At 71.3% G+C, this 16,415-nt stretch carries 20 protein-coding genes; 7 read left to right on the plus strand and 13 right to left on the minus strand.

All coding sequences use genetic code 11. From position 1 onward, the window contains the following. Positions 1-20: 20 nt before the first annotated feature. Entirely contained in the window at positions 21-1,031 is a 1,011-nt protein-coding gene (locus tag OF850_RS15390) for an enoyl-CoA hydratase/isomerase family protein (protein ID WP_301591165.1), read from the plus strand. On the opposite strand, the gene OF850_RS23730 is transcribed toward OF850_RS15390, so the two are convergent. From OF850_RS23730 to OF850_RS15405, 3 genes are read right to left on the minus strand one after another with little or no spacing between them, the layout of a single operon-like run. Beyond that, positions 1,028-2,365, minus strand: a complete 1,338-nt coding sequence (locus OF850_RS23730) for a sensor histidine kinase (RefSeq protein ID WP_301591166.1) — start codon at positions 2,363-2,365, stop codon at positions 1,028-1,030. The genes OF850_RS15390 and OF850_RS23730 overlap by 4 nt on opposite strands. Beyond that, on the minus strand, positions 2,362-3,027 hold the full coding sequence (locus OF850_RS15400; RefSeq protein WP_301591167.1) for a response regulator transcription factor: 666 nt from the start codon (positions 3,025-3,027) through the stop codon (positions 2,362-2,364). The genes OF850_RS23730 and OF850_RS15400 overlap by 4 nt, the downstream gene beginning before the upstream one ends. After that, on the minus strand, positions 3,027-3,317 hold the full coding sequence (locus OF850_RS15405; protein ID WP_301591168.1) for a PepSY domain-containing protein: 291 nt from the start codon (positions 3,315-3,317) through the stop codon (positions 3,027-3,029). The genes OF850_RS15400 and OF850_RS15405 overlap by 1 nt, the downstream gene beginning before the upstream one ends. 124 nt (positions 3,318-3,441) lie before the next feature. Between OF850_RS15405 and OF850_RS15410 the strand changes: the two genes are divergently transcribed. After that, positions 3,442-3,765: a PepSY domain-containing protein gene (locus tag OF850_RS15410; RefSeq protein ID WP_301591169.1), complete on the plus strand. Its 324-nt coding sequence runs from the start codon at positions 3,442-3,444 to the stop codon at positions 3,763-3,765. A gap of 140 nt (positions 3,766-3,905) precedes the next feature. Here OF850_RS15410 and OF850_RS15415 read toward each other — a convergent pair whose 3' ends face one another. The 5 genes from OF850_RS15415 to metZ form a co-directional block, all read right to left on the minus strand. Next, positions 3,906-4,820 carry an EamA family transporter gene (locus tag OF850_RS15415; protein WP_301591170.1) on the minus strand — a complete coding sequence of 305 codons (915 nt, stop codon included), beginning with the start codon at positions 4,818-4,820 and terminating at the stop codon, positions 3,906-3,908. 67 nt (positions 4,821-4,887) lie between these two features. Beyond that, positions 4,888-5,868 carry a Bug family tripartite tricarboxylate transporter substrate binding protein gene (locus OF850_RS15420; RefSeq protein ID WP_301591171.1) on the minus strand — a complete coding sequence of 327 codons (981 nt, stop codon included), beginning with the start codon at positions 5,866-5,868 and terminating at the stop codon, positions 4,888-4,890. A gap of 55 nt (positions 5,869-5,923) precedes the next feature. Next, entirely contained in the window at positions 5,924-6,328 is a 405-nt protein-coding gene (gene apaG / locus OF850_RS15425; RefSeq protein ID WP_301591172.1) for a Co2+/Mg2+ efflux protein ApaG, read from the minus strand. Next, positions 6,325-6,474: a hypothetical protein gene (locus OF850_RS15430; RefSeq protein WP_301591173.1), complete on the minus strand. Its 150-nt coding sequence runs from the start codon at positions 6,472-6,474 to the stop codon at positions 6,325-6,327. Before OF850_RS15430 ends, apaG begins: the two co-directional genes overlap by 4 nt. 20 nt (positions 6,475-6,494) lie before the next feature. After that, complete coding sequence (metZ, locus tag OF850_RS15435; RefSeq protein ID WP_301591174.1) at positions 6,495-7,706, minus strand: O-succinylhomoserine sulfhydrylase; 1,212 nt, start codon at positions 7,704-7,706, stop codon at positions 6,495-6,497. 296 nt (positions 7,707-8,002) lie between these two features. Here metZ and ahcY point away from each other — a divergent pair, with 296 nt between their 5' ends. After that, positions 8,003-9,406 carry an adenosylhomocysteinase gene (ahcY, locus tag OF850_RS15440; protein WP_301591175.1) on the plus strand — a complete coding sequence of 468 codons (1,404 nt, stop codon included), beginning with the start codon at positions 8,003-8,005 and terminating at the stop codon, positions 9,404-9,406. On the opposite strand, the gene OF850_RS15445 is transcribed toward ahcY, so the two are convergent. Further along, a complete protein-coding gene (locus OF850_RS15445; RefSeq protein WP_301591176.1) occupies positions 9,400-10,062 on the minus strand; it encodes a glycosyltransferase in 663 nt (220 codons plus the stop codon). The two genes, ahcY and OF850_RS15445, sit on opposite strands and share 7 nt — an antisense overlap. A 65-nt stretch (positions 10,063-10,127) precedes the next feature. Between OF850_RS15445 and OF850_RS15450 the strand changes: the two genes are divergently transcribed. From OF850_RS15450 to OF850_RS15460, 3 genes are read left to right on the plus strand one after another with little or no spacing between them, the layout of a single operon-like run. Then, positions 10,128-11,225, plus strand: coding sequence for a PA0069 family radical SAM protein (locus OF850_RS15450; RefSeq protein WP_301591177.1), 1,098 nt, complete (start codon positions 10,128-10,130; stop codon positions 11,223-11,225). A gap of 9 nt (positions 11,226-11,234) precedes the next feature. After that, a complete protein-coding gene (locus OF850_RS15455; protein WP_301591178.1) occupies positions 11,235-11,867 on the plus strand; it encodes a ribonuclease HII in 633 nt (210 codons plus the stop codon). Between the two features lie 11 nt (positions 11,868-11,878). Then, a complete protein-coding gene (locus tag OF850_RS15460) occupies positions 11,879-12,964 on the plus strand; it encodes a site-specific DNA-methyltransferase (protein ID WP_301591179.1) in 1,086 nt (361 codons plus the stop codon). 55 nt (positions 12,965-13,019) lie between these two features. Here the strand turns inward: OF850_RS15460 and OF850_RS15465 are convergent, their stop codons facing one another. Genes OF850_RS15465 through dapB form a run of 3 tightly spaced genes read right to left on the minus strand, consistent with a single transcriptional unit; the run spans position 13,020 to position 14,781 of the window. Beyond that, a complete protein-coding gene (locus OF850_RS15465; RefSeq protein ID WP_301591180.1) occupies positions 13,020-13,460 on the minus strand; it encodes a GNAT family N-acetyltransferase in 441 nt (146 codons plus the stop codon). Next, positions 13,457-14,050, minus strand: coding sequence for a DUF7002 family protein (locus OF850_RS15470; RefSeq protein WP_301591181.1), 594 nt, complete (start codon positions 14,048-14,050; stop codon positions 13,457-13,459). The genes OF850_RS15465 and OF850_RS15470 overlap by 4 nt, the downstream gene beginning before the upstream one ends. Further along, positions 14,047-14,781 carry a 4-hydroxy-tetrahydrodipicolinate reductase gene (dapB, locus tag OF850_RS15475; protein ID WP_301591182.1) on the minus strand — a complete coding sequence of 245 codons (735 nt, stop codon included), beginning with the start codon at positions 14,779-14,781 and terminating at the stop codon, positions 14,047-14,049. Before dapB ends, OF850_RS15470 begins: the two co-directional genes overlap by 4 nt. 75 nt (positions 14,782-14,856) lie before the next feature. Here dapB and OF850_RS15480 point away from each other — a divergent pair, with 75 nt between their 5' ends. Beyond that, positions 14,857-15,231, plus strand: a complete 375-nt coding sequence (locus tag OF850_RS15480; RefSeq protein WP_301591183.1) for a PRC-barrel domain-containing protein — start codon at positions 14,857-14,859, stop codon at positions 15,229-15,231. Between the two features lie 7 nt (positions 15,232-15,238). Here OF850_RS15480 and dnaJ read toward each other — a convergent pair whose 3' ends face one another. Further along, on the minus strand, positions 15,239-16,384 hold the full coding sequence (gene dnaJ, locus OF850_RS15485) for a molecular chaperone DnaJ (protein ID WP_301591184.1): 1,146 nt from the start codon (positions 16,382-16,384) through the stop codon (positions 15,239-15,241). Positions 16,385-16,415 lie beyond the last annotated feature (31 nt).

Consider the following 16,415-nt stretch of genomic DNA (forward strand, 5'->3'; position numbering starts at 1 on the left):
TCAACGCAGGGATGAACCGGATGTCCGAACCCAACCTCGTCATGGCCCGGGAGGGCCGTGCGGGCACGCTGCTGATGAACCGCCCGAAGGCGCTGAATGCGCTCGACCTCGGAATGATCCAGGACTTCCAGAAGGCGATCGACGCTTGGCGCGACGACGCTTCGGTGGCGCTGGTCATCCTGGAAGGCGCAGGCGGCCGCGCTTTCTGCGCGGGTGGCGACGTGCGCGCGGTGCGCGAGGCGGCGGTGGCGGGCAATCGTGCCCCAGTGCGCGCCTTCTTCTCCGAGGAATACGCGGTGAACGAGGGCATCGCGACCTTTCCCAAGCCCTGGGTGTCCATCATCGACGGCGTGTGCATGGGCGGCGGCATCGGCCTCGCCATCCACAACGGGCCGCGCGTGGCGTCCGAGCACGCGCTGCTCGCCATGCCCGAAACCGCGATCGCCCTGTTCCCCGACGTGGGGACCAGCCACATCCTGCCGCGCCTGGCCGGCGCGCTGGGCAATTGGCTGGCACTGACCGGCGCGCGCGTCACGGGTGCCGACAACGTCCATTGCGGGTTCGCCACGCACTACGTCCTGCGCGAGAACCTCCCTGCCCTGCGCGCCGCGCTGGTGGAGACGGGCGATGCGGGCGTCATCGAGCGCTTCACTGCCCCCCTGCCCGAGGCCAGCTTCGCCCCGCATCGCGAGGTGATCGACCGCTGCTTCTCCAAGCCGACCGTGCTGGAGATCATCCAGGCGCTGGAAGCGGAAGGGACGGAATGGGCCGCGCAGCAGGTGAAGACGCTGCGCCGCATGTCCCCCACCAGCCTCTGCGTCTCGCTGGAGCTGCTGCGGCGCGGCGCCGCGCTGGACCTGCGCGGCTGCCTGGAGGAGGAGCTGCACCTCACCGAGGGCGTGGTGCACGAGCACCCGGATTTCCGCGAGGGCGTGCGCTCCGTGCTGGTGGACAAGGACGGTTCGCCGAAATGGTCGCCGCCGACGCTGGAGGAGGTGGACCCAAAGGCGATCCGGGGGCTGTTCCGCTAAGCCGCAGGCAGCACCAACGAGACGGTCATGCGCCCCGGGCCGGTCGGGCCAAGGCGCAACGAACCGCCCGCCCCTTCGGCGATCTCCCGCGCGATGGCGAGGCCGAGCCCAGTCCCGCCCTCGTCCAGCCGCCCCCCGCGGCGTAGCGCCTCCGCATGGTCCGCCTCGGCGATGCCAGGGCCGTCATCCCGCACCGCGACGATGACCTGGCCCGCCTCGGGCGTCGCGGAGAGCGTGACCGCGCTCGCGGCGAAGCGGGCGGCATTCTCCGCCAGCGTGCCGAGCGCCTCGGCCAGGTCGTCCTCGTGCAAGGCAACGCGCAGCCCCTCGGGGATGTCGAGGTGCCACGCGACCCGCGCGCCATCCTCCGTGCGCGACAGCACGCGCAGCAGGCGCTCCGCGACGTACCGCACGGCCGCGCTGGTGCCGGGGCCACGGGCGGCGCGGCGGGCGCGCCCCAATTCGCGCTCCACGTGGCGGCGCATCGCCTCCGCCGCCTCGCCCACGCTTTCCGCCGCCGCTTCCGCCCCGGCATCGCGCAGCATCGCCGCCTCGCCGAGCAGGACCTGGAGCGGCGTCTTGAGCCCGTGCGCGAGGTCGGCGGCGCGGGCGCGGGCGGCGGCGATGTCGCGCTCGCGCTGGTCCAGCAGCGCGTCCAGTTCCCGCGCCAGGGGCTGGATCTCCGAGGGAAAGCCATCGCCCAGCCGCGCCGCCTCGCCGCTGCGGATCGCGCCCAGCCGCCGCCGCACCGCGACCAACGGCCGCAGCCCCACGGAAAGCTGCGCGAAGGAGCCCAGCAGCAGCACCGCGCCGATCAGCCCGAGATAGGGCAGGAGGTTGCGGCGGAACCCGGCCGCCGCCGCCGCGATCTCCGTCGCGTCGCGCGCCACGGCGATGCGCAGCGTCGCCCCGCCCATGCGCGACGGCATCACCACGTCGCGCGCCAGCACCAGCAGCGTTTCCCGCTCCGGCCCTGCCGAAGGCATCCGATACGGCTCCGGCCCCGCCGCCGGTACGGCCAGTTCCGCATCCCAAAGCGAGCGGGAGCGCAGCAGCACCGCGCCGCCCGGCTGGCCGACCTGCCAGTAGAAGCCGGAAAGTGGCCGGTCGTAGCGCGGGTCCACAGGCTGCGAGGCCAGCGCCCAGCCGCCGCCTGGGCCGCGCTCCAGCCGCGCCACCAACCCTTCCGCCACCGCCTGCAACTCGCCTGCCACCTGGCGTTCCGCGTGGCGCTCGAACAGCAGGGCGAGGCCGAAGGTGGCGGCCCCGAGAGCGAGAAGGATGGAAGCCAGCCCGGCCAGCAGCAGCCGCAGCCGCAGCGAGCGGAAGCTCACTCCGGGCCGCCGGGCAGAGCGTAGCCGAAGCCGCGCCGTGTCTCGATCACCTCCGGCCCCAGCTTGCGGCGGAGCCGCATCACCAGCGCCTCCACGGCGTTGGCGTCGCGCGCGTCGTCGTCGCCGTAGAGGTGCTCGATCAGCTCGGCGGACGAAACGACGCGGCCGCGATGGTGCGCGAGAAAGGACAGAAGCCGGTATTCCAGCGCCGAGAGCGCGAGGGGCACGCCGTCCAGCGACACCTCCTTGCGGCGCGGGTCCACGGTGATGCGCCCGGCCTCGATCACCGCCGCGCCGATCCCCGCCGAGCGGCGCAAGAGTGCGCGCACCCGGGCCAGAAGCTCCTCCACCCGGAAGGGCTTGGGCAGGTAGTCGTCGGCCCCGGCGTCGATGCCCTCCACCCGCTCCGACCAGGCGCCGCGCGCGGTGAGCACCAGCACCGGCATGTTGCGGCCGGCGGCGCGCCAGCGCTTCAGCACGGCAAGCCCGTCCATGCGCGGCAGCCCGAGGTCGAGCACGACCAGGGCGTAGTCTTCCGTGTCGCCGCGGAACCAGCCTTCCTCGCCATCCGCTGCCTGGTCCACCACGTAGCCAGCCCCCGCGAGGGCGGCGCTAACATGGGCGGCGATGCGCGGCTCGTCCTCGACCAGCAGGAGGCGCATCAGTCGTCGATCTCCAGGATCTCGCCGGTGGCGGCATCCACCTCCACCTCGCGGACGCGGCCGCGCGGGGTCATCACCTTGAACTCATACACGAAGCGCCCGTCCTCCTCGTCCAGCTCCACCTCGATCACCCTTCCGCCGAGGCGCGGCTGCACGATGGCGAGGATCTCCGAAAGAGACCGGATGCGCCCCTCGCGCAAGGCGCGGCGCGCGCGCTCCTGGTCGCTGCTCGCCCAGGCGGGCGTGGCGGCGAGAAGGAGGAGGGCGAGGGCACGGCGGGAAAGGGCCATGGGCCGGACCCTACGCCCCTTCCGCTGACAGGACGCTGACACGGGCCGTCGGGCGGGTGTCAGCGCCCCCCCGGTATGAGGGTGCCAACGCCGCTCCTGGCCGATCGCGAAGGATCCTCACCCGATGCTCACCCGGCAGAACCTTTCCATTGCCCTCGTCGCCGCCGCGGGCTTCGCCGCACTCGCCCTCGCCCAGCGGGTGGATGACAGCTTCGCCGCCACAGATCCGCTGCGCGTCGTACCGATGGAGGCTCCTGCCCCCACCGCCCCGCTCGGCTTCGCCGAGGTCGCGCGGCGCATCGAGAACCAGGGGCTGCAGATCTGGGAGATGGAGGAGGAGGACGGACGGATCGAGGTGGAGGCGACCGACCGGAACGGCCGCCGCATCAAGCTGCTGATGGATGCGCACACGGGGGCGGAGATCCGCCGCCAGGAAAACGGCCGCTGAGCGAAAAGGAACACACATCATGATCTTCGGAACCGACCCCGCCTTCGCCCTGCTCGCCGCCTTCCTGCTCGCGCTGGGTTGGATCCCCGCCTTCCTGGCGCTGCGCCACCCGGCGCCGCGCCGCCAGCGCTAGAAAGGCCTCAAAGGCTGCCGAGCAGCACCAGCACCACGCCCGACACCACCAGCAACGCACCCAGCACGTCGCTCCCCTTCATCCGCTCGCCCAGGAAGAAGCGGCTGAAGGCCAGGGTGAACAGGATCTCGACCTGCCCCACCGCGCGCACCAGCGCGACGGGGGCCAGGGCGAAGCCGATGAACCAGCAGGCCGAGCCGCAGGCCGAAAGCGCCCCCACCTGGGCGGAGGAGCGCCAGGTGCGGAACACGCTGAACACCGCCTGCCGTTCCTTCACGAAAAGCCAGCCGCCCTGCATCAGCGTCTGCATCGCATTCATCAGCACCACGGTGAACAGCGCCTTCAGGATGGGATCGGAGGCTGGAAGCCCCGGATAGGCGGCGCGGGCGCAGATCGCCGTCATGGCGAAGCAGAACCCCGCCCCCATGCCGCGCAGCGCGGCGGGCTGCACCGTGGCGCGCAGCACCTCCCCCGCCGTGAGGCCGCGCCCCGCGAGGGATAGATACATTACTCCGGCCGCGCTGATGATGATGCCCTTCCAGGCCAGCGGGCTCAGCGCCTCGCCCAGCAGGATGACGGCGATCAGGCTGGCCTGGATGGCCTCGGTCTTGGAATAGGCCGTCCCCACCGCGAAGCCGCGCGGCCCGAAGGAGGAGATGAGGAGGTTGGTGCCGAAGATCTGCAGCAGCCCCGCGAGGGCGACGAGCAGCAGGTAGGTCACGCCCGGCGTGCCGAGTGTGCCGTCCGTCGCCAGCCAGTAGAGGGCGAGGATCACCAGCCCCACCGGCACGCCGTAGAGGTAGCGCACCACTGCCGCCGCGTTCAGGGAAAGCTGGCCGCGCAGCCGCTGCTGCAGGGCGGTCCGCCAGGTCTGGAACAGCGCCGCCGTGCCGGTGGCCGCGACCCAGAGAGGAATCAGCATGGGCGCATGGCAGCACGGCACCGGCCGCGCCGGAAGGGACGTTGCGGCCGGCGCGGCACGGGACGGCTCAAGTGGCGTCCATCTGTAAGCCCTCGCGGCGGATCACCGCGGCCCATTTCTCCGTCTCGGCGCGCACGAAGGCGCCGAAATCGTCTGGGGTGCCGGGCATGGGCACGCCGCCCATCTGGGCGAAGCGCGCCTGGGTCTCGGGCATGGCGAGCAGGGCGTTGATCTCGGCATTGATCGCCTGGATCGGGGGGGCCGGGGTGTTTGCCGGGGCAAACATGCCGAACCAGGTGTTCACCTCGTAGGGCGCGAGTTCCGGCATGGTTTCGCGGATCGCGGGCACGTCGGGAAGCTGCGGGTTGCGCTCGGCGCTCGTCACGCCGAGGGCGCGCACCCGGCCCGCGCGAACCTGCTGGATGCCGGTGGTGAGGTTGTCGAACATGTACTGGATGTTGCCCGCCACCAGTTCCACCGCCGCCGGGCCAGCGCCGCGGAACGGGACGTGGGTGCCCTCCGTGCCGGTCAACTGGTGGAACCACACCCCCGAAAGGTGCGGCGACTGGCCGACCCCTGGCGATCCATACGAGAGCTTGCCGGGATTGGCGCGCAGATGCGCCACGAACTCGGGCACGGTGCGCGCGGGCACGGAGGGATGCACCACCAGCACGTTCGGCCCGCGGATCATGTTGCCCACCGGCACGAGGCTCTCGGGCCGGTACTGGAGGTTGCGGAACAGCGAATAGCCGATGGCCTGCGGACCGATATTGCCGGAAAGCAGCGTGTGGCCGTCCGCCGGGGCGCGCACCACCTCCAGCGTGCCGATGGTGCCGCCACCGCCCGAGCGGTTCTCCGCCACCACCGTCCCGCCCCAGCGCTGCCCGAGATGCGCGGCGAGGAGGCGGGCCATGATGTCCGTCGTGCCGCCCGGGGCGGCCGGGACGACGATCCGCATCCCCTGGCTGGGCCGCCAGCCCGACTGGGCGCGGGCCAGGGCGGGGATGGCCAGGGGAAGCGCCAGCGCGGCCCTGCGGAAAATCGTCACGACTCGTTTCTCCCGGTTCGTTTCGCCTGAAGGATGGCGCGCCGAGGGCCGGGCATCAATTCACCTGCTGCGGCGCGTCCGGGCTGTCGAGCGAGAAGGGCGGGACCACCACGTCGAAGGGTTCGCCCGTTGCGGTCGCGACCATGTGGTACAGGCCGCGCATGATGCCCGAGGGCGTGGAGAGCGGCGTGCCGGAGGTGTAGGTGAAGGCCTCGCCCGGCTCCAGCACCGGCTGCTCCCCCACCACACCTTCGCCATGGACGCGCTGCGTGCGCCCCCCGGCGTCGGTGATCAGCCAGGTGCGCTTGAGCAACTGGACCGTGACGGTGGAAAGGTTTGCGATCTCCACCCGGTAGGCCCAGACCCAGCGACCGGCTTCCGGCTTCGACTGGTCCTCCAGGTGGATCGCCTGCACGGAGACGCGGATGCCGCGCGTCGTCGCGGTGTAGGCGCCGCTCACCGCTTGAGCGCCAGGGCGACGAGCGGCAGCGCGTGCCGACGCCCGGCGCCCAGTGACTGCCCGATCACCAGGAGGATGGTCGGGCCTGGAATGGCCAGCATGATCGCCGTTGCGGCCAGGAAGGCCAGCCAGGTTTCGAGGCTCATGCCCCCTGTATAACGCGGGGCTACTCCGCCGCGCGAGCCTCCTGCGACGGCGCGGCGGCATCCAGGGCCTGGGCAAGGTCCTCGATCAGGTCGGCCACGTCCTCCAGCCCCACGGAAAGCCGCACCGTGCCCTCCGCGATGCCGAGGCGCGCGCGCTCTTCCTCGCCGATGCGCATGTGGGTGGTGGTGGCGGGATGCGTCACCAGTGACTTGGAATCGCCCAGGTTGTTGGAGACGTCCACGAGACGCAGCGCGTCCAGGAAGCGGAAGCAGGCTTCCTTGCCGCCCTTCACGTCGAAGGTGACGAGGGTGCCGCCGCCCGTCATCTGCCGCATGGCCAAGGCCTGCTGCGGATGGTCGGGGCGGAAGGGATAGAGGACGCGCGACACCTCGACGCGCTCCGCCAGCAAGTCGGCGATCGCAGCTGCGTTGCGGCACATCTGGTCCACGCGCAGCTTCAGCGTCTCGAGCCCCTTGAGGATGACCCAGGCGTTGAAAGGGCTGAGGGAGGGACCGGTGTTGCGGATAAAGGGCTGCAGCACCTCGTCCACCCATTTCCGGCGGCCGAGCACGGCGCCGCCCAGTACGCGGCCCTGCCCGTCCATGTGCTTGGTGCAGGAATACACCACCACGTCGGCACCGAGTTCGAAGGGCTTCTGCAGCAGCGGCGTGGCGAAGACGTTGTCCACCACCACCAGCGCGCCGGCCTCGTGCGCCAGCTTCGACACGGCGGCAATGTCCACCATCTCCAGCATGGGGTTGGAGGGGCTTTCCAGCAGCACCATCGCCGCCGGGCGCGACAGCGCCTCCTGCCATTGCGCGAGATCGGCGCCGTCCACGAAGACGCTCTCGATGCCGTAGCGCGGCAGGAGGGTGGAGACGATCCAGTGGCAGGAGCCGAACAGGGCGCGCGAGGCCACGACGCGGTCGCCGGTCTTGAGGTGGGACAGCATCGCGGCATGGACGGCGGCCATGCCCGTCGCGGTGACGCGGCAGGCCTCGGCGCCCTCCAGCGTGGCAAGGCGGGCCTCCAGCATGGAGACGGTCGGGTTGCCGAAGCGGCTGTACTGGTAGTGGGAGATCTCGCCCTTGAAGGTGGCCTCGGCCTGGGCCGCGTCGTCATAGACGAAGCCGGAGGTGAGGAAGAGCGCCTCGGCCGTCTCGGCATGGTTGGTGCGGTCGAGGCCGCCGCGCACGAGCAGAGTGGCGGGGCGGTAGCTGGGACGGGTCATGGGTTCGTCACCTCATGCGGAACAAAGGCGTCCGGCACCGTGGGACGGCGGGCCGTTTAGCGCGCTTGTTTTCCGCCTTCCCATGCGGAGGAGGGGCGACCTGACTTCCAGGACCTCGCCGCAAGCTGGCCGGACAAATCGCGAGGGCCCGGGAGGAGTAGCCCCGCCGGATGCGGGGCGTCAATCGCGCCGGGGGTCGGAAGGCCGGGACATAAAGACATGTTTATGCCTCTAGGCAGACCCGGCCAGGGCTGGTAAAGCCGCCGCGATCCCGCATCGCTGAAGGATGAACGCCCATGCCGGTGGCTGCCGATTACGTCGTGAAGGACCTCTCCCTGGCCGATTGGGGCCGCAAGGAGATCAACATGGCCGAGGACGAGATGCCCGGCCTGATGGCGACCCGCGCCGAGTACGGCAAGCAGCAGCCGCTAAAGGGCGCGCGCGTCGCCGGCTGCCTGCACATGACCATCCAGACCGCCGTGCTGATCGAGACGCTGGTGGCGCTCGGCGCCGAGGTGCGCTGGTCGTCGTGCAACATCTTCTCCACCCAGGACCACGCGGCCGCCGCCATCGCCGCCGCGGGCATTCCCGTCTTCGCCAAGAAGGGAGAGACGCTGGAGGAGTACTGGGAGTACGTCCGCAAGACGCTCGAGTGGGGTGACGGCGGCACGCCGAACATGCTGCTGGACGATGGCGGCGACATGACGCTGTTCGTCCATTACGGGCTGCGCGCCGAGAACGGCGACACCGCCTTCCTCGACAAGGCGACCAACGAGGAGGAGACGGTGTTCTTCGCCCTCATCAAGCGCACCCTGTCCGAGAAGAAGGGCTGGTTCGCGGAGCTGGCGAAGAACATCAAGGGCGTCTCCGAGGAGACGACGACGGGTGTGCACCGCCTGTACTCGATGGCCAAGGAGGGCAAGCTGCTCTTCCCCGCCATCAACGTGAATGACAGCGTCACCAAGTCGAAGTTCGACAACCTGTATGGCTGCCGCGAGTCGCTGGTGGACGCGATCCGCCGCGGCACCGACGTCATGATGGCCGGCAAGATCGCCATGGTCTGCGGCTTCGGCGACGTGGGCAAGGGCAGCGCCGCCAGCCTCCGCAATGCCGGCTGCCGCGTCATGGTGAGCGAGGTGGACCCGATCTGCGCGCTCCAGGCCGCGATGGAGGGCTACGAGGTCATCACCATGGAGCAGGCCGCGCCGCGCGCCGACATCTTCGTGACGGCGACGGGCAACGTGGACGTGATCACGGCCGACCACATGCGCGCGATGAAGCACCGCGCCATCGTCTGCAACATCGGCCACTTCGACAGCGAGATTCAGGTCGCGGCGCTGCGCAACTACAAGTGGGACAACGTGAAGCCACAGGTGGACGAGATCGAGTTCCCCGACGGCAAGCGCATCATCCTGCTTTCCGAGGGCCGTCTGGTGAACCTGGGCAACGCGACGGGGCACCCCTCCTTCGTGATGTCCGCCTCCTTCACCAACCAAACGCTGGCGCAGATCGAGCTTTGGACGCGCACGTCGCAGTACGACAAGAAGGTCTACGTGCTGCCCAAGCACCTGGACGAGAAGGTGGCGAGCCTGCACCTCGAGAAGGTGGGCGCGAGCCTGACCAAGCTGCGTCCCGACCAGGCGAGCTACATCGGCGTTTCGCCGCAGGGCCCGTTCAAGGCCGAGGCCTACCGCTACTGAGGCGGTACGGAGGGGGCGCCCGCGCCCCCTCCCCTTTCATAGAAGCGGCGCAGGCGTTCCTCGCCCACCCCCGCAAACCACAGCCCCAGCACCACCAGGTTGCGCGAGGAGCGACGCAGGTAGCCGTCGCGCCGCCAGCGCGCGGCGCTGGTGACGGCCTCCGCATCCAGGGCGCGCAGCCGGGCGCGGCCCAGGCGCCGGACGAGATCCACATCCTCCATCAAGGGCAGCGGGCGGAACCCGCCCACGGCGTCGTAGAGCGCGCGCGGGATGAGCAGCCCCTGGTCGCCATAGGGCAGGGCCAGGACGCGGCAGCGCCATGCCACCGCGCGCGCCAGTCGCCGCGCGGCAGGTGCGTCGTCGTCCAGGGCGAAGCGGAAGTAGCCGGCCGCCTCCTCATCCCGCAGCGCGGCTTCCGCGGCGCGGCGCCAGTTGGGCGCGAGCCGCGTGTCGGCATGCAGGAACAGCAGCCAGTCGCCGCGCGCCGCCTCGGCCCCCGTCCGAAGCTGTAGACCGCGCCCGCGCGGCGCATGGACGCTGCGCCAGCGCGGATGCGGCGCGGCGCCATGCGGCAAGGCCAGCACCACCTCCTCGACCTCCTTGGGGGGCGTGACGGAAGCGGCATTCAAGCAAGGGATGACGGCGCTGATGTTCATCTTTTGTTCTTGACCGTCCCGGGTCGGACCCTCATGCTCCGCATGGATTCTTCGGAGAACAACGCATGCCCGATGGTGGCGGGTTTTCCCGGGCGGCGAAAGCGGCGGCCAAGGGGCGCGGCGCCCTGTCCAACCCGGACAACCGCTTCGAGGCGAAGGGTCGCGAAGCCTTCGACGATGGCTGGGGCAGCCTGACGGAGGACATGCCGGCGCTGCGGACCACGCTGACGCGCGAGGCATCGCGCACGGCCATGACCTTCAACGACAGCCCCGACCTCGGCTTCGACCGCTCGCTCAACCCGTATCGCGGCTGCGAGCATGGCTGCGTCTACTGCTTCGCTCGCCCCTCCCACGCCTATCTCGGCCTGTCGCCGGGCCTCGATTTCGAGAGCAGGCTGCTGTTCAAGCCCGACATGCCGCGCCTCCTGGAGAAGGAACTGTCGCGGCCCGGCTACGTGCCGCGCACCGTCACGCTGGGCGCCAACACCGACCCCTACCAGCCGGCGGAACGCAAGATGGCGCTCGCGCGCGAGGTGCTGGAGGTGCTGGAGCGCTTCGGCCATCCGGTCGGCATCGTCACCAAGTCGGCCGGGGTGCTGCGCGACCTCGACATCCTGTCGCGGCTGGCGAAGCGCAACCTCGTGCGGGTGTATCTTTCGGTCACCACGCTGGATGCGCGCCTCGCGCGCGCCATGGAGCCGCGCGCGGCCAGCCCGGTGCGGCGCCTCCAGGCCCTGCGCGCCCTGTCCGCGGCCGGGGTGCCGACCGCCGTGCTCGCCGCGCCGATGATCCCCGGGCTGAACGATGCGGAGCTGGAGCGCATCCTGGAAGCCGCGCGCGACGCCGGGGCCCGCAGCGCCGGCTACGTGCTGTTGCGCCTGCCGCACGAGCTGCGGCAGATCTTCGAGGAATGGCTCGCCGAGCATTACCCCGACCGCGCATCGCGCGTGCTGGCTCTGGTGCGGCAGACGCGCGGCGGCGCGCTGTACGATTCGCGCTGGGGCCAGCGCCAGACCGGCACCGGCCCCTATGCCGACCTGCTTCGGCAGCGCTTCCACGTGGCGGCCTCCCGGCTCGGCCTGCTGCCGCGCGAAAGCCACGCGCCGCTGGATTGCGGCGCCTTCAACGGCCGCGCGATGGAGCGGCAGGGCGTTCTCCTGTAATTCCGGTTCATGCCGGATTTTTCCCTGGAAGCGGAGGCGGGCGGGCTGGTGGCCGGGGTGGACGAGGCCGGGCGCGGCCCCCTGGCCGGGCCGGTGGTGGCCGCCGCCGTGCTGTTCCTCGAACCCTGCCCGCCGGAATTGGCCGCGCTTCTGGACGATTCCAAGAAGCTGTCCGCCCCGGCGCGCGAACGCGCCTTCGCGGCGATCCGCGTCTGCGCCGGGCTGCGCTGGGCGGTGGGCGCCGCCTCGTCCAAGGAGATCGGGGCGGTGAACATCCTGCGCGCCACCCACCTCGCCATGGCGCGGGCGGTGCGGCGGCTGGGGATGGTGCCCGACCTCGTACTGGTGGACGGCAACCAGCCTCCGCCCCTTTCCTGCCCGGTGCGCTGCGTGGTGAAGGGGGATGGGCGCTCGCTCTCCATCGCCGCCGCCTCCATCCTCGCCAAGGTGACGCGCGACGCGGCCATGGCGCGGCTGGACCGGCGCCACCCCGGCTACGGCTTCGCGCGGCACCAGGGCTATCCGACCGCGCCGCACCGCGCGGCGCTCATGGCGCTCGGCCCCTGCGCGCATCACCGGAAGGGGTTCGGCCCGGTTGACGCGGCTCGGGCCGCGCCGTCATTGTCGGCCTCGATTCGTTGAGGGGACGGGGCTTGGGGGCAGGGCTCGATTTGCCGCTGGACAAGGTGCTGGTGGGCGACTGCATCGAGACCCTGCGGGCCTTGCCGCCCGCCTCGGTCCATGCCGTCTTCGCGGACCCGCCCTACAACCTCCAGCTTCGCGGAGAATTGCTGCGCCCGGACCACTCCAAGGTGGACGCGGTGGACGATGACTGGGACCGGTTCGACGACTTCGCCGCCTATGACGCCTTCACCCGCGAATGGCTGGCGGAATGCCGGCGCGTCCTGCGCAAGGACGGCACGATCTGGGTGATCGGCTCCTACCACAACGTCTTCCGCCTCGGCACGGCGCTGCAGGACCTGAACTTCTGGATCCTGAACGACGTGGTCTGGCGCAAGGCCAACCCGATGCCGAATTTCCGCGGCCGTCGCTTCACCAACGCGCATGAGACGCTGATCTGGGCGGCGCGCGGGCAGGAGGCGAAGTACCGCTTCAACTACACCGCCATGAAGGCGCTGAACGACGACGTGCAGATGCGCTCCGACTGGCACATCCCGCTCTGCACCGGCAACGAGCGGCTGCGCGACGCGTCGGGCAACAAGCTGCACCCGACCCAGAAGCCGGAGGCGTTGCTGCACCGGGTCATCCTGTCCTGCACGCAGCGCGGCGACGTGGTGCTGGACCCGTTCCTGGGCAGCGGCACCACCGCCGCCGTCGCCCGGCGCCTGGGCCGACGCTTCGTCGGCATCGAGCGCGACCCGTCCTACGCCGAGGCCGCGATGGCGCGCGTCGCCGCGGTGGAGCCGCTGGCCGACGACATGCTCGCCCCCACCCCCAGCAAGCGCGAGCAGCCGCGCATCCCCTTCGGCACGCTGGTGGAGCGTGGCCTGGTCGCGGCCGGCGAGGCGCTGTGCGACCGGCACCGGCGCTGGACCGCCACGGTACTGCCCGACGGGCGCATCCAGTGCGGCACGGCGCGCGGCTCCATCCACGCCGTCGGCGCGGCGGTGCAGGAGGCGCCGTCCTGCAATGGCTGGACCTTCTGGCACCTCCTGCGCCGCGACGGCACGCTCAAGCTGCTCGACGAGTTCCGGCAGGAGATGCTGGCGGGGAGCTAGCATTTTCAAGCGGAGCGGCGTCGCTCCGCGGCTCGGAAAATGCGCCCGGCAAGGGTCACAGCGCCTTGTCGTAGGTGATCCACCCCGTGCGCGTCGCCACGCGGTCATAGACGCCGCGGCCGCGATAGTTGTCGTCCGCCGTGATCCAGCGGATGACGTTCCAGCCCTTCTCCCGCCCGATCGCCGCCAGGTGCTCGATCAGCGCATCGGCGACGCGGCCGCCGCGATGCGTGGGATCCACGAAGAGGTCGTCCAGGAAGCCGCCATACAGGGCGCGCAGCGGCCGCGCGAAGGGGCGGTAATGCGCGAGGCCGATCGCGCGCCCCGTCTCGTCCTCCGCCACCACGGCCTTCACCTCGTGCGCCGGGTCGTGGATCCAGTTCCAGACGGTGGCGCGCATCTCCGGCGTCTGCTCCACCTTGTAGAAGGCGGCGTAGCCGGCATAGAGCCGCTCCCAGTCGTCGCGGTGGCGGGATTCGGGCGGGATGATCCTCATGGCGGCAGCGAACCGCCCCGCAGCGCCGCGCGCAAGAGGGTGGGCGGGACGGCGCCACGGATTGCGAGTTCGGCCGCTTCCCCGCCCGTCCAGGCGGAGACGGGCTGGTAGAGCGCCTCGTCCCGGAGGACGCGGCCCGCGCCCATCACCATGGAGCCGCTGTTCACGCGCGAGAAGAAGGCGGCATCGCCCACCCCTTCCAGCAAGGCCGCGGTGTCGAACTCCAGGATTTCAAGCTCGGGCGCGCCCGGCTCGGCCTTGCGGCGCTCGCGGATCGCGGCGGCGCGGAATCCGTCGCGCCGCCGTTCCGAGAGCCAGAAGAACACGTGCGAGTCCACATGCGCGCGCCAGGCGGCCGGGTCGCCCGCGAAACGCCCGCGGAGGACGCGGGACAGGCGGTCGTCGCGCATCTGCTGGAAGCGCAGCACCGCGCCCTCCAGCGCCACGAAGCCGTCGCGGTTCGCGTGCGACACCCGGCCGGCGCGGCGCATGATCTCGGCCGCGGGCAGCAGCCCCTCGCGTGCCACGCGCGGCAGGCCCTCTGCCTCCACGACGTGCCAGCAGCTTGGGTGCCGCGCCGCGAAGCTCACGCGAGGCCGAGCACGTCCTTCATGCCGTAGAGCCCGGGCGGCCGTCCCTGCGCCCACAGGGCGGCGCGCACCGCCCCCGTCGCATAGGCGCGCCGGTCGAAGGAGCGGTGGGTGAGGCTGATCTGCTCCGAGGCAGCAGCAAAGAGCAGCGTGTGCTCGCCCACCACCTGCCCGCCGCGCAGCGCAGCGAAGCCGATCGTGCCGGTGCCGCGCGGGCCGGTATGGCCGTCGCGGCCGGACTCGCGCCCCGCCTCCTCCAGCGTGGTGCCGCGCCCCTTCGCCACGGCGCGTCCCATCGCGACCGCCGTGCCGCTGGGCGCGTCCACCTTCTGGCGGTGGTGCATCTCCACGATCTCGGCGTCGTATTGCGCGGCGGGCAGCGCGGCGCCCAGCTTCTCGGCGATGGCGAGGACGAGGTTCACGCCCGTCGCGAAGTTCGCCGCGTAGACGATGGCGACGCGCTTCGACGCCTCGGCCACCGCCACTTCCTGCTCGGGGTCGAGGCCGGAGGAGCCGAGGATCAGCGGCACGCCCGTCTCCGCCGCCAGGGCCGCGTGGCCGGCGGCGCTGGCGGCATGGGTGAAGTCGATCACCGCATCGCTGCCGGCGAACAGGGCGCGCGGGTCGTCGCCGCGCCGCGTGCCGGCGGCGAGCGCCGCGCCGGCCGCCGCGACCTCCTCCTGGAGGAGGAGGCCCATTCGCCCGCCGATCCCCGCGATGCCGATCCTCATCCGACCCTCCCCTGCGCTGTCCCTGCGTCATGCACCGCGGCGCAACCCCTGCCAAGCGCAGGCCGTTTCCCGCCCATGGAAGCGAAACCCACCACCGAGGACATGACCGAGGGCACGGAAGGCCCGATGATCGCGGCGGCCAAGGTGGCCGGCACGCTGGTCTACGGGCCGGATGGCGAGGAGATCGGCCGCGTCGTGGACGTGATGATCCGCAAGCGCTCGGGCCAGGTCGCCTATGCGGTGATCGAGTTCGGCGGCTTCCTGGGTATCGGGACGCGGCAATACGCCCTGCCCTGGCATGCCATGACCTACGACACGCGGCTGGAAGGCTACGTGGTGCCCAACCTCACGCGGAACCGGCTGGAAAGCGCGCCGGTCCATGACCCGATGGACCGGCGCTCCTACGCGGATGCGGACGTGTTCTGGGGTGGCGGCGCGATCCCGTCCTAAGACGGGATCAGCTCTTCCAGAAGTCCCGCACCTTGGCGAAGAAGCCCTCGCTTTCGGGCGAGGACTTGTCCTCCTTGGCCGATTCCGCCTCGAACTCCTCGAGCAGCTCGCGCTGGCGCGTCGTGAGGTTCTGCGGCGTTTCCACCGCGACCTGCACGTACATGTCGCCGCGCGCGGCGGAGCGCAGCACGGAGAAGCCCTTGCCGCGCAGGCGGAAGCTGTCGCCCGTCTGCGTGCCCGGCGGGATCTTCACGGCCGAGCGCCCGCCCTCGATGGAGGGCACCTCGACCGAGGCGCCCAGCGCGGCCTGCGCCATGCGGATGGGCACGCGCACCATGATGTTGGGCCCCTCCCGCTGGAAGATCGGGTGCGGCGCGATGCCCACGTCCACGTAGAGGTCGCCGGCCGGCGCGCCGCGCAGCCCCGCCTCGCCCTCGCCGGACAGGCGGATGCGCGTGCCGTCCTCCACCCCCGCAGGGATGGAGACGTTGAGGGTGCGGTCGCGCTGCACGCGCCCGGCGCCGTGGCAGATCTTGCACGGGTTCTTGATGGTGCGCCCGGTGCCCGAGCAGGTGGGGCAGGTGCGCTCGATTAGGAAGAAGCCCTGCTGCGCGCGGACCTTGCCGGCGCCGCGGCAGGTGCCGCAGGTCTGGACGTTGGCGGAGCCGCCCTCCGCGCCCGAGCCCGAGCAGGCCTCGCAGGCCACGCTGGACGGGACGCGGACCGTCTTCTTCACGCCCGCGAAGGCTTCCTCCAGCGTGATCTGCACTTCCTGCCCGAGGTCGGCGCCGCGGCCGGCATTGGCGCGCGCCCCGCCGCCCCGGCCGCCGCCGAAGCGGCCGAACATCTCCTCGAAGATGTCCTCGAAGCCGCCCGCGCCGAAGGGACCGGCCCCGCCGCCGAAGCCGCCCGGCCCGCCACCGCCAGCCTCGAAGGCAGCGTGGCCAAAGCGATCATAGGCGGCGCGCTTCTCGGCATCCTTCAGCGTGTCGTACGCCTCGTTCAGTTCCTTGAACTTACCTTCCGCCTCGGCATTCCCCTGGTTGCGGTCGGGGTGCCACTTCATGGCGAGCTTGCGGTAGGCCTTCTTGAGGTCGTCTTCGGAGGCGTCGCGCGCGACGCCCAGGACCTCGTAATAGTCGCGCTTGGCCATGGTTCAGCCTTTGATCGGGCGGCGCAGGGCC

Origin of the sequence: Sabulicella glaciei (assembly GCF_026183895.1) — a bacterium.
Taxonomy (GTDB): Bacteria; Pseudomonadota; Alphaproteobacteria; order Acetobacterales; family Acetobacteraceae; genus Roseococcus; species Roseococcus glaciei.